Origin of the sequence: Yersinia artesiana, assembly GCF_902726545.1 — a bacterium.
Taxonomy (GTDB): Bacteria; Pseudomonadota; Gammaproteobacteria; order Enterobacterales; family Enterobacteriaceae; genus Yersinia; species Yersinia artesiana.
This window is the reverse complement of record NZ_CACVAD010000023.1, coordinates 48,766-68,658: the sequence shown is the minus strand read 5'-3', so window position 1 is coordinate 68,658 and position 19,893 is coordinate 48,766. Positions and strand designations below refer to the sequence as shown.

Sequence of the window (19,893 nt, the reverse complement as noted above, 5' to 3'; positions counted from 1 at the left end):
TTCAGCCAAGGCGATATCATCGAGTATCGCCTTGTTGTGGCTCGTTGCATATCAACCGCTTGAATTCACGTTATCCCTGCCCGACAGTTTTAAGCGAGTGGCTTATTGATATCCGGTAAATCAGGTTTGGTATCCCCAATTGCCGACTTCTCCGACGGTGTAGAAGGTAATTCTTTCGTATCAAAAGGCCGACTTACCTCTTGAATTTCAGTGCCATCAGGTTTGTGTAAATACACATCCAACTGATTAAACGCAATATTGATGTCATTCTCGCGACATAACTTATCAATCGCACTATTCAATTCATCAACCGTATAGCTGCGGTCACGTAATTCGCGCACATACACCCGCAATTCATGATCAAGGGTACTGGCACCAAAGTTGAGGAAGAATACATGAGGCTCAGGATCAGTCATAACCCGTGGGTTCTCATGCGCGGCCTTGAGTAAAATCTCTTTAACTTTTGCTAAATCAGAGCCATACGCAACGCCAACTTTAATAATAATTCGGGTAATGGTATCTGATAGCGACCAGTTGATCAGGCGCTCGGTAACAAAGGCTTTATTCGGGATAATCACCTCTTTGCGATCAAAATCAGTGATCGTCGTGGCACGAATACGGATTTTGTTAACATTGCCGGAGAAAGTGCCAATGGTTACGGTGTCGCCAATACGAACAGGGCGTTCGAACAAAATAATCAGACCGGAGACAAAGTTGGCAAAAATCTCCTGCAAACCAAACCCCAAACCAACTGACAGAGCGGCAACCAACCATTGCAGTTTATCCCACGATACCCCGAGAGAGCTGAGTGCAGTTATCCCCCCAATCGCGGTAATCAGATAGGTTAAAATGGTGGTAATGGCATAAGAGGTGCCCTGACGCAGCTGTAACCGTGACAACACCACCACCTCAAGCAATCCGGGCAAGTTGCGCGTCAGAATATAAGCGACTACCAGCGCCATTAATGCCACGAGCATATTTCCCAATGTGACTGCCTGAGCAACGCTCGCCCCCGCCACGGTTGTGGTGTAATGCCACAAAGAGATGCTATCCAGATAGGAGATAACCGTTATCAAATCAGCCCAGATAGCATAGAAACAGGTCGCGAAAATCAGGAACAGAACCATGGTGGTCAAACGCAATGACTGCTGGTTAATTTGTTCCAGCGCCAACGGTGGTTCTTCAACTGGCTCCCCACCCTCAGCCCCCTCTTTCACCAGATTTTGCCGCCGGGCGATGGCACGACGATAGGCTAAACGCCGCGCCGCAACCCCTAACCCACGAATAGCCGTCAGGTAAATGATATTCCACAAGAATAATAAATACAGGCTATCAATCCAGCGGCCTGCCAATTGCAAAGTGGTGTAGAAATACCCAGCAACCATTAACCCAATCAATATGATCGGCGTTCCTGCAATGGCGGTGACTATCACGAGCCGAACCGCATGGGAGTCTTTCTCACGCCAGCTATCACGGCAGAATGGATAGACGAACAACGCCAACAATGCCAATGCAATCACAATGACAACCTGCCCGATAACATCGTCGACCAACCGAAGTGGGCTTTTCTCCCCCAAGGCAGACCAGAAGATAACCGGCAGCAATGCAGCCCCCAATCGCACCATTTGACGTCGATAATGGGCGCACCGATCAGCGGCTATCATAAAGTGCCGCTCGGTAATGCCGCCCGGTGATAACATGCGATATGTCAGATCAAATACCAACCAGAACAGGGCCAGCCGCTGGAAGAAACTCCAGAAGAAATCACTAAGATTAAAATCTGAACGCAAGCACCAATACCCCACGCCCAATATGAGCAAAGATCCTGGCAACACTTTCAGCAAAGTAAGCAAAATAGCTTTCGGTGTATGCATTTGGCTGTCGTGTTTTAATTGCCCGACATCAGCGGCCAGACTATCCAGATGCTTATTAATGATTTTGTAGCGTGAGCGGATCACCCCTACCACAATCAGCATCGGCACTATAAATATCAATGATTTAACCAGGCCAGTTAACACATCATTCCAAGACAGAGTAAAATTAAAGTTACTCAACTCAGCTTTCACTGCACCCGGCAGCGCTTTTAACCAAGACCAATCCATCGGTTTATTGCTACTAACCCAAAAGATTTGCTGTGTCAGTGTATGTTGCAGCGACTCATTAACACTCAGTAACTGCTGCTGGTTAATTTGCAGATTAATCGCCAGAGTCAGTTGATTACCTAACTGTTTATTCAATTGATCCAACAATTCGCGACGAATATCCACTATTTGCCCCAGCGCGTCTTCAACATCAGGGCTGACTTTCTCTTTACTGTCAGTTAGCAGGGTTTGAATGTAGTCATCGCCCTGGAATAGCTGGTCACGCTGCTGATTAATTTCAAATTGTTCCAGGCGCAAATCAGCAATGCGTGGCCCCATATTGGTAATCAAGCCGGAAGTCGGCAAATTGAGTTGCTGCTGATAGAGAATACGAGAAAGCAGCAAACTGCCGCGTAAAACGGTAATTTGTTCCTTTAAATTGCGTTCAGATTGCAGAGCACGATCCAGCCAGTTTTTAACCCGAATATTCTGCTGTACCAGTGTGTTGCCTTCTTTCGTGGCGTTAATCAGCCGTTGGCTCAATTCTTTGTTGATCGCCAATTCACGGCTGACCAATGGGTCATTTTGAATATCAGTCGCATCATCAGGTACTTGCGCTTCTTTGGCCGTTTTCTCTGAAAGAATTAACCGCTTACCGCTCACCACCTCTTGCAGTAGCTGAACATAACGCTCCAACTGATTAATATGCGCAGTGGTGTAATCCCGTTGTTTTTGCAGTAAATCTTGTAAGGTGGTATTGGCTTCCAGATTTTTGCGCTGTAAATCCAACTGCGCATTTAGCATAACTTGTTCAGTCAATAGCGCTTGCTGTTGAGTGGGCCGCAAAACTTCTTGATTCGGATCCAACCCATTGAGTTGATTGCGAATCTGCATTAAACGCATCGACGCGTTATACATAGCACTTTGCACGCGCTCTGGCTGAGTTTGCAGGGAGATTAGCTGGCTGTTATAGGCCGAAAGGTCTTCCTGGGCAGATTGTAAATCATCCAGAGTTTCATTTAGGCGAGATTCTAATTGGCGCAATGAATAATTAGCCAAAGACTCTCGCGTCATGGTATCGGCTGAACTGTTCTTAAGCGCGTCCAGTCCTTCCGTCGCCTGGCGCAGCTTCGCCGGAGCTTGTGCTAATTGCTGTTTAAGTTGAGCGGCTTCTTGTTTAGTGCGCTCAATGGTATCAAGGTATTCCAGCGTTTTGGTCAGATCTTGCTGCGATAACTTTTCAGCGGGGGACAGTATTTTTTGTTTTGATAATGCATCCAACTGACTCAGTACTTCATTGCGCGTCGGTACATCTATATTCATTCCAGCCGCGAAAAGCGCCGGTGAAATTAGCGATATAATTATAAGCAGGATAATCATTGTTTGCAGGCGTAATAAAGACACGCCAGCTGGCAAAGAAAATGGCAAGGAGAACGATAAAAAATATGGGTTATGAAATCTGCTGCTCATATTTGAACTTCATTTCAACAGAGAGACTGAAATCCTATCACGTTCAGTCTCAAGCCATAATAAGAAAAGTCTTTCAGGGCGTGAATAGCTGTCATTAATGCGGGCAGTTACGCATTTACTCTTGAACAGTATGTAACAGATAGAAATAACGGTGGATTGAAGAAATCAAAACCAGCAGCACCCTGGTCACTCAAAATGTCAGAACTTTCTCGGCAGCCAGCGTCCATTGGGCCAGTTCAACCAAAGTACCGATTTCCACTCCGTCAACCAACGTTAATCCCGTTATTCCACGCGCATCTGTACAGGTTTTACAAAGTTTAACCGGTACATTCTGCGCCGTGAGTATTTCCAACATCTGCCGTAAATTGTAGCCTTCTGCTGGCTGCTGCCCTTGAAGGCCGGCAATAACCGCATCAGACATTAAAAACAGACGTAAATCGAGATCGGTTTGTTGTTCTTTCAATGCGATAGATAAACGCAGCGCATTAAATAGTGATTCCTGACCATACGCAGCACCATTGGCAATGACGACCAGTGAATTCGTTTTATCGCTCATATAAATTTCTCCAGTTAATCCTATACCTTGCTATTCATCTATTTTTGCAATGAGAGACTGTGGGCTAGCATATCCAGATAAGCATCAATTAATACCGGTGCCTCTTGTTTTATATCAAAACTTTCCGGCATAAAAAGCCAGTTTTCCATCAAACCTGTAATATAGGCTCTCATGATAATCGCAGCACGGCGGGTATCAAGATTGACGGGTAGCTGATTTGCATCAATACACCCTTGCAAAACCGATTCAATTCGCTCATAACTAGCTAAATCAAGAACTTTACGTGCATCATGGAAGGAGGTCATTTCTCCGACAAATTCACATTTATGGAATACAATCTCCATTAATGCACGTCGCTGGCAATCCTCTCGCGTAGAAACAAGCACATAAATGAGTATTTCACGCAGAATACGGAGTGGATTATCAGGATATTTTGCCTGATACTCTAATTCGAGCTGATCAACTTTAGACTCTGATAACTCCCAGACTTCGTTAAACAGGTCTACCTTATTCTTGAAGTGCCAGTAAATTGCGCCCCGGGTAACACCTGCGGCAGCAGCAATATCAGTAAGTGAAGTACCAGAAACGCCGTGCGCAGAAAATTCCCGCACAGCGGCATCTAGAATTTGTAGCCGGGTTTCTTCGGCTTGCTGTTTGGTTTTTCGTGCCATAGCGTTGTTTTTTCGAGGGGGTGCGATTTACATACATTCACGAATGTATGTACCATAGCACGCACATATAATTTACGCAGCAATGGGTTTTAAAGCTTGTGATCCATTGAATTAAATTAAAAATCGGACACTTGAGGTTTATCTATGAGCAAAAACAGAGGGGTAATGCCTCTGGCTGCAATTCTGGTACTTTCAGGCAGCTTAGTACTTATAGGATGTAATGACAAAGATGCGGCGCAAGCCCATGCTCAACAGGCACCTGAAGTCGGCATTGTGACATTAAAAGCAGCACCACTGAATATCACAACCGAATTGCCTGGCCGTACGTCCGCATTCCGTGTTGCAGAAGTTCGTCCGCAAGTTAGCGGTATTATTCTGAAACGTAACTATGTTGAAGGCAGTGATGTCACCGCCGGAACATCCCTTTATCAAATTGACCCAGCCACTTATCAGGCTGCTTATGACAGCGCCAAAGGTGACTTAGCTAAAGCACAAGCTGCGGCTGAAATCGCTCGTTTGACAGTCAATCGCTACAAACCATTGCTGGGTACCAACTACATCAGTAAACAAGAGTATGACCAAGCGGTGTCTGACTCTATGCAAGCTAATGCTGCAGTTGTTGCAGCAAAAGCGGCAGTAGAAAATGCCCGTATTAACCTGGCCTATACTCAGGTGACCTCACCTATCAGTGGTCGTACCGGTAAATCTTCAGTGACTGAAGGTGCATTGGTGACCAGTGGTCAGGCAACGGCTTTGACAACAGTTCAACAACTTGACCCGATGTATGTTGATGTGACTCAGTCAAGTGACGAGTTCCTGCGCCTGAAAAAAGAGCTGGCTGATGGCACGCTGAAACAGGAAAACGGTAAAGCGAAAGTTCGCTTGTTACTGGAAAACGGCTCTGAGTATGCCGAAACCGGTACCTTGGAATTCTCTGGTGTGACCGTGGATGAAACCACCGGTTCTATCACCATCCGCGCTATCTTCCCTAATCCGAATGAAGCGCTGTTACCAGGGATGTTTGTCCGCGCCCGTCTGGATGAAGGTGTTCGCCCTGATGCACTGTTAGTGCCTCAACAAGGTGTGACGCGCAACCCACGCGGTGAAGCAACGGCCATGGTTGTTGGTGCTGATGACAAAGTTGAGTTACGCACACTGGTCGCTAATCAGGCTATCGGTAATAAATGGTTGGTAACTGAAGGCTTGAAAGCAGGCGACCGCCTGATCGTTTCCGGCTTGCAGAAAATCAGACCGGGCGTGCAGGTGAAAGTGCAGGAAGTTACTGAGACAGAACAAAAAGCAGCCCCGGCTGACACAGCGAAGAAGTCTTAAAAGGAGCCGGTAATTCATGGCTAAGTTCTTTATTGATCGCCCTATTTTCGCCTGGGTTATCGCCATCATAATTATGTTGGCCGGTAGTCTGGCGATAATGAAGTTACCCGTAGCGCAATATCCGACCATTGCGCCACCGGCAATTTCAATCTCCGCCAACTACCCTGGCGCCGATGCGACCACTGTGCAGAATACAGTTACGCAGGTTATCGAACAGAACATGAACGGTATCGATAACTTGCTGTATATGTCTTCCAGCAGTGACTCCTCCGGTAACGTGCAGTTGACGTTGACCTTTAACTCAGGCACTGACCCGGATATCGCTCAGGTTCAGGTGCAGAACAAACTGCAATTAGCCATGCCTTTACTGCCGCAAGAAGTGCAGCAGCAAGGTGTGAGCGTTGAAAAGTCCAGTAGTAGCTTCCTGATGGTTGCCGGCTTTATTTCTGAAGACGGCACCATGAAACAAGAAGATATCGCTGACTATGTGGGTTCTAACATTAAAGACCCGATCAGCCGTACTGCGGGTGTCGGTGATGTTCAGTTATTTGGTTCCCAATACGCGATGCGTATCTGGATGGATCCGCACAAACTGAATAACTACGGTTTGACGCCGGTTGATGTTATCAACGCCATTAAAGTACAAAACAACCAGGTTGCCGCCGGCCAATTAGGTGGTACACCGCCAGTTCCAGGGCAAGAACTGAACTCCTCCATTATTGCTCAGACCCGTCTGACCAATGCGGAAGAATTCAGCCAGATCATGCTGAAAGTGAATACCGATGGTTCTCAGGTTCGCTTGAAAGATGTGGCTATCGTTCAACTGGGTGCTGAAAACTACAATATTATCGCCCGTTATAATGGTAAGCCAGCGGCGGGGATCGGTATTAAGTTGGCGACAGGGGCTAACGCCCTGAACACCTCTGCGGCAGTAAAAGCTGAATTGACAAAATTACAGCCGTTCTTCCCGGCAGGGTTGAAAGTGGTTTACCCGTATGACACCACGCCGTTCGTTAAAATCTCCATCAACGAAGTGGTTAAAACACTGGTAGAAGCCATTATTCTGGTGTTCCTGGTCATGTATCTGTTCTTGCAAAACTTCCGGGCGACGTTGATTCCAACGATTGCCGTTCCGGTAGTATTGCTGGGGACTTTTGCCATTCTCTCGGCCTTTGGCTATTCGATAAACACCCTAACGATGTTCGGGATGGTGTTGGCGATAGGGCTATTGGTGGATGACGCCATCGTCGTGGTAGAGAACGTCGAACGTGTGATGCAAGAGGAAGGGCTACCACCGAAAGAAGCCACCAAGAAATCCATGGAGCAAATCCAGGGTGCATTGGTGGGGATCGCGATGGTGCTGTCTGCGGTATTTATCCCGATGGCCTTCTTCGGCGGCGCAACCGGGGCGATTTATCGTCAGTTCTCTATCACTATCGTTTCGGCCATGGTGCTCTCGGTTCTGGTGGCATTAATACTGACTCCAGCACTGTGCGCCACCATGTTGAAACCTATCGCCAAAGGCGAGCATGGCCCGAAAACCGGTTTCTTCGGCTGGTTTAACCGCATGTTCGAGAAAAGTACCCACCACTATACCGACAGTGTTGGCAACATTCTGCGTAGCACCGGTCGTTATCTGGTTATCTATCTGGCCATCGTGATTGGTATGGGCGTGCTGTTCCTGCGCTTACCGACATCATTCTTGCCAGAAGAAGACCAGGGTGTGTTCCTGACCATGGTGCAAATGCCTGCGGGTGCAACCCAAGAACGAACTCAGAAAGTGCTGAATCAGGTTACTGATTATTACCTCGACAAAGAAAAAGACGTTGTTAACTCGGTATTTACCGTTAACGGCTTCGGTTTCAGTGGTCAGGGTCAGAATACCGGGTTGGCCTTCGTGAGTTTGAAAAACTGGGATGAACGTCCGGGTGAACAAAACAAAGTTCCGGCGATTGTTAGCCGAGCTTCTGCTGCTTTCTCGCAAATTAAAGACGGTTTAGTGTTCGCCTTTAACTTGCCAGCAATTGTGGAACTGGGTACAGCTACCGGCTTTGACTTCCAGTTAATTGACCAAGGTAACTTGGGACACCAAAAGTTAACCGAAGCACGTAACCAACTGCTCGGCATGGCGGCGCAACATCCGGATATGCTGGTGGGCATGCGTCCGAATGGGCTGGAAGATACACCGCAGTTCAAAGTCGAAGTGGATCAGGAAAAAGCACAAGCACTGGGTGTGGCAATTTCTGATATCAATACCACGCTTGGCTCCGCCATGGGCGGTAGCTATGTGAATGACTTTATCGACCGTGGTCGTGTGAAGAAAGTTTACGTACAGGCTGATGCTCCGTTCCGTATGTTGCCGGGTGATATTGATAAGTGGTATGTCCGTAACAGTTCCGGTCAGATGGTATCATTTGCCACTTTCTCCAGCGCCAAATGGGAATACGGTTCACCGCGACTCGAACGTTATAACGGCTTGCCATCCATGGAGATTCTGGGTCAGGCTGCACCGGGTAAAAGTACCGGTGAGGCGATGGATCTGATGCAAGAGTTGGCATCTAAGTTGCCAAGTGGTATCGGCTATGACTGGACCGGTATGTCCTATCAGGAACGCCTGTCCGGTAACCAGGCTCCTGCGCTGTACGCCATCTCGCTGATTGTGGTGTTCTTGTGTCTGGCAGCATTGTATGAGAGCTGGTCGATTCCATTCTCCGTTATGTTGGTGGTACCGCTGGGTGTGGTCGGTGCGTTATTGGCAGCCTCTCTGCGTGGCCTGAATAACGACGTTTACTTCCAGGTAGGCTTGTTGACCACTATCGGGCTATCGGCCAAGAACGCCATCTTGATTGTTGAGTTTGCGAAGGACTTGATGGATAAAGAAGGCAAAGGTTTGGTGGAATCAACATTGGAAGCGGTGCGTATGCGTCTGCGCCCAATCTTGATGACCTCACTGGCCTTTATCCTTGGTGTTCTGCCGCTGGTTATCAGTAGTGGTGCAGGTTCTGGTGCACAGAATGCGGTTGGTACCGGTGTTATGGGCGGTATGATAACAGCAACAGTTCTGGCTATTTTCTTTGTTCCGGTATTCTTCGTGGTGGTTCGCCGCCGCTTCAGCCGGAAAAGTGAAGATATCGAACATGCGCATGCTGTTGACCATAAGGTGAAGTAAACCTGACTGGTAACACATGATGTCATATTTAAAAGGCCGCAAATGCGGCCTTTTTCTTTATCTCCCATCAATCTCTGCAGCATCGCCTCAGTAGAAAACAGGGCGCTATCACCATACCGAAGCAACCCATTCTGCCAGAATGATTATATTGTGATCAATATACCAAATAGCAAATTAGGCATTTGCAGCAAGGCAATTAATTACTACTATAGAAATATTCATAAAAATGAAGATAAAAAGAAATGGAAACGAGATTAAAAATTTTATATGACGCGCAGGTTATTGACTCTGCGGTTTATCAGGGGATGCTGAGTGTTCTTACTCGTTTAGAACAACACTGGCAATTATCTATCCGCCATCCTCAAGGAGAAATGCTGATTACTCACATGGCAAATGCGCTAATGCGAGCGAGTCAGGGAGAAGTTATTCCGTCTATCGACGATGAAATATTAAAAGAGATCGAAGCCACAGACATTTTTGCCAATATCAGGGAAATTAATAACGACCTACTGTCACTGTTTACCTTTGAAGTACCCGATCATGAAGTGGGATATTTATTAGCAAATTTATATGGCCTGCACCTTGCCCAGCAGACGGAGTGCTAAATACTTTAGCGCCTATTAAATATTCAAAAAAATGAAAATAAAATAACGTAACTTAGGATCTAACATGCTATTGAAAGCATTACAAAAACAAAATCCAACACTGATAGAAGCAGCACTTCTGCTCTGGCAACAAGGCATGATTAAGCCCGACAGCTATGTTATTGACGTTGATCAGGTTAAACAGAATGCGCGTTTGCTACTGGAAACAGCAACACGTTATGGCATTACCCTTTATCTGATGAGCAAGCAGTTTGGCCGCAATCCGCTATTGTGCAAGCTTCTGTTGGAATGTGGCTACCAAGGTATCGTTGCGGTAGATTTCAAAGAAGCACGTCAACTCTATCAACATAACTTGCCAGTCGCCCACATCGGCCATTTAGTCCAAATCCCCTGCGCAATGGTGGATGAAGTGGTATCCCGCCAACCCGAAGTTATTACAGTTTACAGTGTCGACAAAGCACGAGAAATTGCCGTTGCCGCCGTGCGTCAAAATAGAGAACAAGCACTGTTATTAAAGGTTTGCCATCAGGGTGACCTGGTTTACCCCGGTCAGGAAGCGGGCTTCTCTCTGGATGAATTACCCGCTGTAATCCGAGAAATAAAAACAATACCTGGCATCTGTTTGGTGGGCGTCACGCATTTCCCATGCATGCTTTTTGATAATGAAGAAGGCAAGACATTGCCCAGCCCAAATCTCAACACATTGATTGAAGCAAAAAGTATCCTTGAGCAACAAGGCATTCATGTGGAGCAGGTCAATGGCCCTTCCGCAACCGGGGTTGAAAGCCTTCCGCAACTGGCGAAATGGGGAGTGACACACGCAGAACCGGGTCACTCTTTAACCGGAACCATGCCCTCTAATCAACAAGGTAATCAGCCCGAGCATGTCGCCATGCTATATCTGACTGAAGTTTCACATTGCCATCAAGGCAGAAGTTATTGCTATGGTGGCGGATACTATCGGCGCGGTCATTTAAGCAATGCGCTGGTGTATGACCAGCAATGGCATGCCGCCAAGGTACTGAGCCCCGCTAATGACAGCATCGACTATACCTTGGGCCTTACCGAGTCTTTCTCCGTCGGCAGCCCGGTAGTGATGTGTTTTCGTACACAAATTTTCGTCACCCGCAGTGATGTGGTGCTGGTTGCGGGCATCCAATCTGGTCAACCCACATTGCTCGGAATTTTTGATAGTCAGGGCAATACCATTCCAACGTCCACCGGACAGGAGGGATTATGAGTAAGTTTATTGTACTGGTCATCGACAGCTTTGGTGTGGGTGCGATGCCTGATGTCTCTGACGTGCGTCCACAGGATCTGGGGGCGAATACTTGTGCCCATATTTTACAAACTTATCCGGAATTGCGTTTGCCAAATTTGGAGAAAATGGGGTTACTTAATGCCCTGCATATTGGCTCACCGGACTTTCATGACACGGTGATGCAAGATAATCCCAATGCCAGTTTTGGTGTAGCGCTATTGCAACATGAAGGTGGCGATACCTTTATGGGCCATCAGGAAATCATGGGCACCCTGCCCCGCGCGCCCTTAAGCATGCCGTTCTCCACCGTAAAGTCACAGGTCGCTGATGCATTACGCCAGCAGGGTTATCAGGTTGAAGAGCACAGTGCGCCTGATGATAACAGCGATTTGCAATTTCTATGGGTCAATAACTGCGTCGCAATTGGCGATAATCTTGAAGCAGATTTAGGTCAAGTATTTAATATTTGTGCTAATTTAAACGCCATTGATTTTGAGCAGGTCGAAAAGATAGGTCGGATAGTTCGCGGTTGTGTGGAAGTAAACCGCGTTATCGCCTACGGGGGGCAACTGATAAATAGCCAGGCAATCATCAGTGCAGCTGAAGCTAAGCAACAACATTATATTGGCATTAACAGTCCAAAATCGGGTGTTTATGATACCGGCTTTCAGGTTATTCATCTCGGTTATGGTGTCGATGCCGATGTTCAAGTGCCTCATCAGCTTGATAAAGTGAATATCCCTACCGTACTGGTCGGTAAAGTCGCGGATATTGTAGCCAACCCGGCGGGGAGAAGTTACCAGCAATTGGTTGATTCCCAAGTTATTTTAGATATCACACTGGAAGAAGTACAACGCGCGGGTAGTGCATTCATCTGTACCAATATTCAGGAGACTGACTTGGCGGGCCACGGGCAAGATGTTGCACGCTATGCAGAACGCCTGCAATTAGTCGATAACATGTTAGGGAAAATCACCGCAGCCATGGCACCCGGTGATTGTTTGGTGGTGATGGCCGATCATGGCAACGACCCGACCATCGGCCACAGCAAACACACACGCGAGCAAGTTCCATTGCTGGTCTATCATCCGGGAATTAAACATTCACAGCAAAAAGCCATCCATCTGGGCATCCGGAAAACCATGTCAGATGTTGGCGCGACAGCCTGTGAGTTTTTCGCGGCAATTGCGCCACAAAACGGTCACTCTTTCTGGCGGCAACTTACTGACGCCAGTTAATAATGGAATATATTCAGATTATTTAAAATATATTCAGAGTTCTTAAGGGGAAGTCATGATGTTTAAAATTGCTATTGGTGGGCAACTGAATAAAAACGAAATACAAGATTGTTTAATTAAATATGGGGCGGGGAAAATCACCGCTGACATATTTACCGATATGGATGCCGCCATGAAAGTCAAAAATGGTAGCTTCGACTATTACGTAGGGGCTTGCCAAAGTGGTGCCGGTGGTGCTTTGGCGATGGCTTATGCCCTGATTGGGCGCGATAAGTGCGCCACAATAGCCAATGCTCTGACCCAACCCTCGGAGGCCAATATCAGCCAATTGATAGATCAGGGGAAAAAGGCATTTGGCTTTACCAATGACCGTGTTGAAAATTCTGTTAAAGCCTTATGTGCCGTTTTATTGGCTGAAAAGTAATACTGCAAATCTATTACAGTCATTCATTTTGTTCTAAAAAGACTGACGCAACTGACAACAATAATAAACAAATTAGCCAGGGGCCAAATGGCCCCGATGGGGTCGTGATATGGAATCGTTTAATTTAGTCAAGATTATTCTTTTCTCGCTAATGGGAGGGTATGCCACCTTTCTTGCCAATAAATCTATCGCGGTGTATCACGATGGATTGCGGCCTATCATGCCGGAGTTTATGAACGGCAATATGAGCCGGAAAGAGCTGGCGGGTATCTCTTTTGCTATCAGCATTGGGTTTATTACGGGCTTCGCCATGCCGATTACATTGGCAACTGGCATTATCGTTATTCATATTGTTTTGCTCACAGCGGATATTATTGGGGTATCGCTAAATAATACTAAGTTAGCCGTATTAATTGGCGCGGTTTATGGCGCGCTAATCACTATTGCACTGGATGGATTGATTAAGGGCTTCAGTTATCTGCCAGTCAACTTCCTTGATGCCCTCGCCTCGGTGGGTGATCCGATAATTTATGCCTTTGTGGCCTTCCCTGCCATTGCTGTCGGTTATCAATTCGGTAAGAAAGCCGGATTGATCACCATTATTATCGCCTTCCTCGCCCGTGTGGTGATTGAGCGAATTAACCCAGTAACCATTGCCGGTAATGAAGTGGCACTCAGTCCGGAAGGCATTGCGATGCTGTTTGGTATGATTTGCTTGCTGTTTTTTGCTTCCCGCGATAAACGCCACGGCGAAGAAATAGAACATAGCCTGTTTGATGACAATATTAAACGCATTCGGAAAAACGCGATTTATCTGTTACCAATGGCCGCGTTGATTACCATCACTGCCCACTACCACTGGATTGCGGGCGAACCAATTGCAGCAGCATTACTTGGAAAAGGGCAAATTACCTCTGCGGCCATAGTGGCAATTGTTCAAGCGCTTGCTTTCATGCCACTGATTATCACAACTGCAATGATAAGCGGCGTGTATGGTACTAATGGCTGGTGTGACTGGTTCCTCGGCTTAGGTTATCTGGCACCTAACCCAGTGGTGGCAGGCATACTGGGCGCTGGCGCCATGGGGGTCGAGATCACCAGTTTGAGTCGAATTGGTAAGGCGATGAACCGCTTCCCATCATTGAAAATGTCCGGTGACAACATTCGCACCGCCATGACGCAAATTCTTGAAATTGCACTTTTAGTGGGTGGGGTTAATGCGGCAAATCAGATCTGGCCCGGTACCGGTATTTTTGTGGTCGTCAGCTTGTATATCCTCAACGAAATCTGTGGTCGTCCGGTTATGAAACTGGCGGCAGGGCCGATTGCGGCCATTATCGTCGGTATCCTGGCGAATATCTTTGCTGTTCTGGGACTACACGTGGTCGCGTAATCGCACGTCATGACGGTATCTAAATGAAAAGTCCGCAAATTTCGCTTTGCGGACTTTTTTATTTATTCAGATTTGAAACTCGGACTTGAAACTGACAAATGAAAGGAGCATAATTATTGTTATATTATAACATAACAAATGGAGTTCATATGAAACCTGGCATCCATCCTAACTACCGAACTGTGGTTTTTCACGATACCAGTGCAGACACTTATTTCACTGTCGGTTCAACTATCGCCACAGCACGCACCATTGAGCGCGATGGCCAGACCTATCCTTACGTCACATTGGATATCTCTTCAGCGTCGCATCCGTATTACACCGGTAAACAAAAAGAGTTTTCAAAAGAAGGCAGCACCGCGCGTTTCCATCAGCGTTACGGCAGTTTCTTAACCAAAAAAGCCAGCTAATTCCGAGAGTTAATTATGCAAGTATTGAGTTCATTACGTTCGGCAAAAAACCGCCATCCCGATTGCAAAATCGTCCGTCGCCGTGGTCGGGTGTATGTTATTTGCAAAAGTAATCCACGTTTTAAAGCAGTTCAGGGAGGAACCCATAAGAAGCGTTGATGTTGAGTGTATTCCCTGCCGTTAAAAAGCCCCGTTGCTGCCCAACGGGGCTTTTCTATTTGCCATCAAAGGGTTGAGAACTCAGCCCCTTGGTTCCCTTCGAGGCTGAGCGAATTTCATCCTATTATTACTTCATGGCACCGACAAGGGTATCCACATTGTGTTTAAACGCTTGCGCATAGGTTGTTGCCGGGCCGCCAGCAGCAGATAGCGCCTCTGGATAAAGCTCTCCGCCGGCTTGCGCACCACTGGCTTCGGCAATTTGTTTTACCAACCGTGGATCAGTTTGGTTTTCAATAAAATAGGTTTTTATTTTCTCTTTTTTGATTTGGTTAATCAGCGCAGCAACCCCACTGGCACTGGCTTCAGACTCGGTGGAAAACCCGATTGGTGACAAGAAGTTAACCCCATACTCCTGGCTAAAATAGCCAAATGCGTCATGGCTGGTCAGCACTTTCCGCTGCCCGGCAGGGATTGCAGCAAACTGCGCTTTGGCATAAGCATCCAGTTTTTCCAGTTGCTGAATGTATTCTCCTCCGCGCTTGCGGAAATAGTCTGCATCTTCTGGATCGGCGGCAATCAATGCATTCATTACGTTGTTAGCATATTTGATACCATTCGCCATGCTGTTCCATGCATGGGGATCCGTCACCATTTTGCCTTCCTCATCCATCTTGCGGGTATCAACCCCGGTTGATGCAATCACAACCTGCCCTTTATAGCCCGAGGCGGTGATCAGCCTTTCTAACCACCCCTCCAACCCTAATCCACTGACAAACACCACATCAGCTTTGGACAATTGTTTGCTATTTTTCGGCGTGGGTTCAAAACCATGTGGATCACCATTTGGCCCGACCAAGGTAACCACATTGACGTGCTCGCCGCCAACCTGCTGGACGATATCACCTAAAATAGAAAAACTGGCAACGGCTTCAACCGTTTTAGCCATCGCCAATGGGCTTGACAGTAGGGCAGCTACCGCCAAACTAATAGGTAAATACTTCATTTAACTCTCCTTTAATGACACGGGGTTCTCAATAATAAATAGTTCTCAACGGCGCGCGATGGTTAGCACACCACCGCGCGTTCCAAATAAAATAGATAAAAAGAAAATCAAACTGGCGCTCAGGACTATCGCTGGCCCGGCAGGTAATGAAGCGTAATAAGACCACAGTAACCCGACGATGCTGGCAATCATGCCAATCGTCATGGCTATCCCCAGTGTTTGCGGCAAATTTTTGGCCCAAAAACGTGCACTGGCTGCCGGTAGCATCATTAATCCGACTGACATCAACGTCCCCAGAATCTGAAATCCAGCCACCAAATTAAGCACGACCAACGACAGAAATAGCGCATGAACCACCATCAACCAGCGGCCCATACTCACTCGCAGGAAAATCGGGTCAAATGACTCCACCACCAATGCACGATAAATAGCAGCTAATGTCAGCATAGAGAATGTGGTGATAACACCCACCATGGTCATGGCGTTGGTATCAACCGCCAAAATAGAACCGAACAACACATGTAGCAGATCCATACTGGAGCCACGCAAAGAGACGAGGGTGACACCTAAAGCCAAAGAACCAAGATAAAAACCGGCAAAGCTGGCATCTTCTTTTAACAGTGTTCGGCGGCTCACCCAGCCCGACATCATGGCAACCGCAAGCCCGGCAATAAAACCCCCTATTCCCATCGCAACCAACGACATACCTGAAATCAGGTATCCAATAGCCGCCCCCGGCAATACCGCGTGTGACAGGGCATCACCGACTAAACTCATTCGTCTTAATAATAAAAAAACCCCTAGAGGTGCTGAACTGAGCGACAAAGCTAAACAGGCCACCAATGCTCGCCGCATAAAGCCAAAATCCAGAAAAGGATCGGCGAGTAAATGAAACAACGTCATAAATTGATTGCCCTTAATGTGCCGGGCTGAGGAAAAAAGGAGCAAGATGAGCCGTGCGAGTGATGCCACTGTACTAAAACCTGCTCAGCGGACTGCCAGCAATGGCCCTGAGGTGTTAGCCATAAGGCATGAGGAAAATGTGCTTCCACCATCGACATGTCATGCAAGACAGCAATGATGGTTCGCCCTTCAGTATGTAGCTGATGAATAACCTCAAGTAGCAATCCGACAGTTTGGCTATCGATCCCGGTAAAAGGCTCATCCAATAAAATAAGTTGTGCTTGTTGCACTAAAAGGCGCGCAAATAACACCCGCTGCAACTGCCCGCCGGAAAGCTCACCTACAGGCTGACGAGCCATATCCTGCATTCCGACCACACTCAATGCCTGGCTAATTCGTTGTCTGGATTGATGATTAATCCCGCCGAGTAACCCACTTTGGGGCCAGCACCCCATGGCAACAACATCTTGAATAACAATAGGAAACTGCCAGTCTAATTCGGCTTGTTGCGGTAAGTAGGCCATTTGCGGAACTCTCCCGCCGGTAAAGGTAATCTGCCCCGCGACGGCCGGTTGTAATCCTGCCAAGGTTTTAAGCAACGTGGATTTACCCGCACCATTTGCCCCGATAATGGCGGTAAGCGAACCGGCGACAAAGTGGCCATCAATGGGCGGTGTCAGGGCATGGCCACCATATCCAATCTCAGCATTCTTCAGATTTATCATGGCAATACATTCGCCCAATAAATAGCGCACCACAGCAATACACAAAGTAAGGCAACACCAACAATGCGCTGCAAAGCAGATAATGAGAACAATGTCCAGTGTGGAAGCGGGGTAAGACGAGCTATGAATTTCATCATGTTAGAGAAGAACAGGTTATTTATTGATACAATATAACATCACAATAATTTATTGAGTTCAAGCTCACATCACTGCCTTATCGATTTCAAAAGTAACAAGCCATGACGGGATACCAACTGGATACGGACAATGAGGGGAAGCAAACCTGCCGCTGTTGATAAAACACGCAACACTCTCATAGTTAGTTACAGTAAATTAAACTATCCTTACTGAGGGGTGGCTGGTGAGTACCCGCCAAATTTTGCTAATCTGACAGCCGAATTATTCGCTGGTGCTCGCAAAACGGTAAATGATGTAATAAAAAACAAGTCATACGGTGACCTCTCCTCTTGATCAAATGCGCATAGCATCCTAAATTAATAGAAGAAGATTGAATTAATCGTAAGTAATAGTCTTAAATATGAGAATGACTATTTAGAGATTGTTATTTTATTGCCATACGGCGTTATTGAAGATAGCAGTTTTAATAACACTGCTGAGTGTTAACTAGTCAGGTTAGTTGATAAATCTCATATGATTTGATTTTTTTGATTCAAATCATTGAGTAGTGACTCAAAAACAGTTGTTTTCGCATTTTTTGCGACAATGGCAATGCGCTAATGAATTAATCTTGTCACCATAAGCGAACAATTAATGAACAATGAAATAGCTGGGGACTTCTCCTCAGGGGGTTGCGCAATTTCATTACTAACGGATGTTATCAGAAATAATATTCGTGAAATTGAAGGAAGTTTAGTTTCCGGGTTAATGTATTATTCTGAAAATGCGCAGTATACTGAAGGCTCATTAGAAATCCTTGATATTTCCGTTTTGAAAGATAACCGTTATTCAATGAGTTACTGTTATAAGTGGTATATCTTCAACCCTTGTTTGGATATCAATACTGAAGATTTGCTAACAAATACTGTAACATTTATTGTACATACCCAAAAAATCATCTTTGATATAATTAACAATGACAGACCTTCAACCGCTGACGAATTGTAAGATTAAGTAATAAAGTTGCGCGGTGAGCGGAGAAATGATTTATATTAATAGCAAGACCAGTTTATTTAGTTTCTGATAAGCCCCTGCATTTATATGATTACCGATCTACTCACATTGTGTTATCAACACCGAATTAAGTGTTTACGGAGGGGATGATATGGATGAGTACTCACCTAAGCGGCATGACGTTGCCCAATTGAAGTTCCTGTGCGAGAGTTTGTATGATGAAGGCATTGCAACCCTCGGTGATAGCCATCATGGCTGGGTAAATGATCCGACTTCTGCCGTAAACCTGCAACTCAATGATTTGATCGAGCATATAGCTTCATTTGTGATGAGTTTTAAAATAAAATACCCGGATGGCAGCGACCTTTCGGAGTTAGTGGAAGAATATTTAGACGATACATATACTCTGTTTAGTAGTTATGGAATCAATGATCCGGAATTGCAACGTTGGCAAAAAACCAAAGAGCGTTTATTCAGACTTTTCTCAGGGGAATACATCTGTACCCTGATGAAAACTTAAGAGATAGTTGACCTATATTATTTCTATATTGAGAAGAAAAAACACCATGACAAAAACTGACTACCTAATGCGTTTAAGAAAATGTACGACTATTGATACATTGGAACGTGTAATTGAAAAAAATAAGTACGAACTTTCCGACGATGAGCTGGAATTGTTTTACTCAGCAGCAGACCACCGCTTAGCAGAGCTCACAATGAATAAACTTTATGATAAAATTCCACCTACTGTATGGCAACATGTGAAATAGTCTGCTTAACGCTGGTTAAGACACACAACGTTGAGCCGATAATCGTTATCGGCTTCAATGCAGCAAGCGGGTTGTAAGTGTTTAATGTTAGATAAACGTCCTGATAGAGTTACGGTATTGAAGGTTAACTTTAATCCCGTGTTATTGCATATCTGTGTTTAGATGTAGCCCAATGCGTTATCAGAGTATTTAAGTGATGTACGGTTATGTACTATTTAATTTATTAAAAACCTGCCTGATTGCTAATAATTTAGAGATATTATTAATTATTGGCTAAAACTAAAATACAAATAGAAAATTCCATCTGTAAATAAATGAGAATAATCTTATGTCATCATTCAGTTATCAGATGAATCTGCGCTCGCGGAAACAATACCCGTGACCTACGCCTATCAGGTGAGATATTGATTTATCAGAAATGGTGGAGGCCCTGCCAGCTACATCCCGGCACACACCTCGCCTGCTGCGGCTGCTTCCTTCCGGACCTGACCGAGTTCACAAGTTAGTGTTGCGGGAGAACCAACAGGGCCTCCATTGACGTTAACGGCTCCTTATACTCTGGAGCGGTGGGCATTATCGGCCATGAACT

18 protein-coding genes and 1 other RNA gene are annotated in these 19,893 nt (G+C 46.1%); 12 read left to right on the top strand and 7 right to left on the bottom strand.

The genetic code is table 11. From position 1 onward, the window contains the following. Positions 1-89: 89 nt before the first annotated feature. The 3 genes from mscK to acrR form a co-directional block, all read right to left on the bottom strand. Positions 90-3,551 carry a mechanosensitive channel MscK gene (gene mscK / locus HU019_RS10005; RefSeq protein ID WP_174849252.1) on the bottom strand — a complete coding sequence of 1,154 codons (3,462 nt, stop codon included), beginning with the start codon at positions 3,549-3,551 and terminating at the stop codon, positions 90-92. A gap of 190 nt (positions 3,552-3,741) precedes the next feature. After that, on the bottom strand, positions 3,742-4,107 hold the full coding sequence (locus HU019_RS10000; protein WP_174849253.1) for a DsrE/DsrF/TusD sulfur relay family protein: 366 nt from the start codon (positions 4,105-4,107) through the stop codon (positions 3,742-3,744). 38 nt (positions 4,108-4,145) lie between these two features. Then, the gene (gene acrR, locus HU019_RS09995) at positions 4,146-4,778 is read right to left on the bottom strand and encodes a multidrug efflux transporter transcriptional repressor AcrR (RefSeq protein WP_174849254.1); all 633 of its coding nucleotides are present in this window, start codon (positions 4,776-4,778) and stop codon (positions 4,146-4,148) included. Between the two features lie 144 nt (positions 4,779-4,922). On the opposite strand from acrR, the gene acrA reads away from it, so the two are divergent. The 9 genes from acrA (at position 4,923) to ykgO (ending at position 14,769) form a co-directional block, all read left to right on the top strand. Further along, positions 4,923-6,110, top strand: coding sequence for an efflux RND transporter adaptor subunit AcrA (gene acrA, locus HU019_RS09990; protein ID WP_174849255.1), 1,188 nt, complete (start codon positions 4,923-4,925; stop codon positions 6,108-6,110). Positions 6,111-6,126: 16 nt separating this feature from the next. Then, a complete protein-coding gene (gene acrB / locus HU019_RS09985) occupies positions 6,127-9,279 on the top strand; it encodes an efflux RND transporter permease AcrB (RefSeq protein WP_174849256.1) in 3,153 nt (1,050 codons plus the stop codon). Between the two features lie 242 nt (positions 9,280-9,521). Then, on the top strand, positions 9,522-9,884 hold the full coding sequence (locus tag HU019_RS09980; protein ID WP_174849257.1) for a PRD domain-containing protein: 363 nt from the start codon (positions 9,522-9,524) through the stop codon (positions 9,882-9,884). A gap of 64 nt (positions 9,885-9,948) precedes the next feature. Further along, the gene (locus HU019_RS09975; protein ID WP_174849258.1) at positions 9,949-11,124 is read left to right on the top strand and encodes a YhfX family PLP-dependent enzyme; all 1,176 of its coding nucleotides are present in this window, start codon (positions 9,949-9,951) and stop codon (positions 11,122-11,124) included. After that, complete coding sequence (locus tag HU019_RS09970; protein ID WP_174849259.1) at positions 11,121-12,383, top strand: phosphopentomutase; 1,263 nt, start codon at positions 11,121-11,123, stop codon at positions 12,381-12,383. The genes HU019_RS09975 and HU019_RS09970 overlap by 4 nt, the downstream gene beginning before the upstream one ends. A 58-nt stretch (positions 12,384-12,441) precedes the next feature. Then, positions 12,442-12,807: a DUF2620 domain-containing protein gene (locus tag HU019_RS09965; protein WP_174849290.1), complete on the top strand. Its 366-nt coding sequence runs from the start codon at positions 12,442-12,444 to the stop codon at positions 12,805-12,807. Positions 12,808-12,916: 109 nt separating this feature from the next. Next, entirely contained in the window at positions 12,917-14,200 is a 1,284-nt protein-coding gene (locus HU019_RS09960) for a YhfT family protein (RefSeq protein ID WP_174849260.1), read from the top strand. Between the two features lie 149 nt (positions 14,201-14,349). Next, positions 14,350-14,610 carry a type B 50S ribosomal protein L31 gene (locus HU019_RS09955; protein ID WP_019081286.1) on the top strand — a complete coding sequence of 87 codons (261 nt, stop codon included), beginning with the start codon at positions 14,350-14,352 and terminating at the stop codon, positions 14,608-14,610. A 15-nt stretch (positions 14,611-14,625) separates the two neighbouring features. Further along, positions 14,626-14,769, top strand: coding sequence for a type B 50S ribosomal protein L36 (gene ykgO, locus HU019_RS09950; RefSeq protein WP_002208618.1), 144 nt, complete (start codon positions 14,626-14,628; stop codon positions 14,767-14,769). 127 nt (positions 14,770-14,896) lie between these two features. On the opposite strand, the gene HU019_RS09945 is transcribed toward ykgO, so the two are convergent. Genes HU019_RS09945 through HU019_RS09935 form a run of 3 tightly spaced genes read right to left on the bottom strand, consistent with a single transcriptional unit; the run spans position 14,897 to position 17,403 of the window. Beyond that, on the bottom strand, positions 14,897-15,775 hold the full coding sequence (locus tag HU019_RS09945; protein ID WP_174849261.1) for a metal ABC transporter substrate-binding protein: 879 nt from the start codon (positions 15,773-15,775) through the stop codon (positions 14,897-14,899). Positions 15,776-15,820: 45 nt separating this feature from the next. Next, positions 15,821-16,678, bottom strand: a complete 858-nt coding sequence (locus HU019_RS09940) for a metal ABC transporter permease (RefSeq protein ID WP_174849262.1) — start codon at positions 16,676-16,678, stop codon at positions 15,821-15,823. Continuing rightward, positions 16,675-17,403 carry a metal ABC transporter ATP-binding protein gene (locus HU019_RS09935; protein WP_174849263.1) on the bottom strand — a complete coding sequence of 243 codons (729 nt, stop codon included), beginning with the start codon at positions 17,401-17,403 and terminating at the stop codon, positions 16,675-16,677. The genes HU019_RS09940 and HU019_RS09935 overlap by 4 nt, the downstream gene beginning before the upstream one ends. Positions 17,404-18,174: 771 nt before the next feature. Here HU019_RS09935 and HU019_RS09930 point away from each other — a divergent pair. The 3 genes from HU019_RS09930 (at position 18,175) to ymoA (ending at position 19,304) form a co-directional block, all read left to right on the top strand. Beyond that, positions 18,175-18,528, top strand: coding sequence for a hypothetical protein (locus HU019_RS09930; protein WP_174849264.1), 354 nt, complete (start codon positions 18,175-18,177; stop codon positions 18,526-18,528). Positions 18,529-18,685: 157 nt separating this feature from the next. Beyond that, entirely contained in the window at positions 18,686-19,054 is a 369-nt protein-coding gene (tomB, locus tag HU019_RS09925; RefSeq protein WP_050077354.1) for an Hha toxicity modulator TomB, read from the top strand. Positions 19,055-19,100: 46 nt separating this feature from the next. Continuing rightward, positions 19,101-19,304 carry an expression modulating protein YmoA gene (ymoA, locus tag HU019_RS09920; protein ID WP_002208622.1) on the top strand — a complete coding sequence of 68 codons (204 nt, stop codon included), beginning with the start codon at positions 19,101-19,103 and terminating at the stop codon, positions 19,302-19,304. Between the two features lie 428 nt (positions 19,305-19,732). On the opposite strand, the gene ffs is transcribed toward ymoA, so the two are convergent. After that, positions 19,733-19,829, bottom strand: an RNA gene (gene ffs / locus HU019_RS09915) — signal recognition particle sRNA small type. Between the last annotated feature and the right edge of the window lie 64 nt (positions 19,830-19,893).

Excerpts from the sequence above, each read along its gene's own strand:
- mscK (WP_174849252.1), bottom strand. The coding sequence starts at position 3,551 with ATGAGCAGCAGATTTCATAACCCATATTTTTTATCGTTCTCCTTGCCA.
- HU019_RS10000 (WP_174849253.1), bottom strand. The coding sequence starts at position 4,107 with ATGAGCGATAAAACGAATTCACTGGTCGTCATTGCCAATGGTGCTGCG.
- acrR (WP_174849254.1), bottom strand. The coding sequence starts at position 4,778 with ATGGCACGAAAAACCAAACAGCAAGCCGAAGAAACCCGGCTACAAATT.
- acrA (WP_174849255.1), top strand. The coding sequence starts at position 4,923 with ATGAGCAAAAACAGAGGGGTAATGCCTCTGGCTGCAATTCTGGTACTT.
- acrB (WP_174849256.1), top strand. The coding sequence starts at position 6,127 with ATGGCTAAGTTCTTTATTGATCGCCCTATTTTCGCCTGGGTTATCGCC.
- HU019_RS09980 (WP_174849257.1), top strand. The coding sequence starts at position 9,522 with ATGGAAACGAGATTAAAAATTTTATATGACGCGCAGGTTATTGACTCT.
- HU019_RS09975 (WP_174849258.1), top strand. The coding sequence starts at position 9,949 with ATGCTATTGAAAGCATTACAAAAACAAAATCCAACACTGATAGAAGCA.
- HU019_RS09970 (WP_174849259.1), top strand. The coding sequence starts at position 11,121 with ATGAGTAAGTTTATTGTACTGGTCATCGACAGCTTTGGTGTGGGTGCG.
- HU019_RS09965 (WP_174849290.1), top strand. The coding sequence starts at position 12,442 with ATGTTTAAAATTGCTATTGGTGGGCAACTGAATAAAAACGAAATACAA.
- HU019_RS09960 (WP_174849260.1), top strand. The coding sequence starts at position 12,917 with ATGGAATCGTTTAATTTAGTCAAGATTATTCTTTTCTCGCTAATGGGA.
- HU019_RS09955 (WP_019081286.1), top strand. The coding sequence starts at position 14,350 with ATGAAACCTGGCATCCATCCTAACTACCGAACTGTGGTTTTTCACGAT.
- ykgO (WP_002208618.1), top strand. The coding sequence starts at position 14,626 with ATGCAAGTATTGAGTTCATTACGTTCGGCAAAAAACCGCCATCCCGAT.
- HU019_RS09945 (WP_174849261.1), bottom strand. The coding sequence starts at position 15,775 with ATGAAGTATTTACCTATTAGTTTGGCGGTAGCTGCCCTACTGTCAAGC.
- HU019_RS09940 (WP_174849262.1), bottom strand. The coding sequence starts at position 16,678 with ATGACGTTGTTTCATTTACTCGCCGATCCTTTTCTGGATTTTGGCTTT.
- HU019_RS09935 (WP_174849263.1), bottom strand. The coding sequence starts at position 17,403 with ATGATAAATCTGAAGAATGCTGAGATTGGATATGGTGGCCATGCCCTG.
- HU019_RS09930 (WP_174849264.1), top strand. The coding sequence starts at position 18,175 with ATGAACAATGAAATAGCTGGGGACTTCTCCTCAGGGGGTTGCGCAATT.
- tomB (WP_050077354.1), top strand. The coding sequence starts at position 18,686 with ATGGATGAGTACTCACCTAAGCGGCATGACGTTGCCCAATTGAAGTTC.
- ymoA (WP_002208622.1), top strand. The coding sequence starts at position 19,101 with ATGACAAAAACTGACTACCTAATGCGTTTAAGAAAATGTACGACTATT.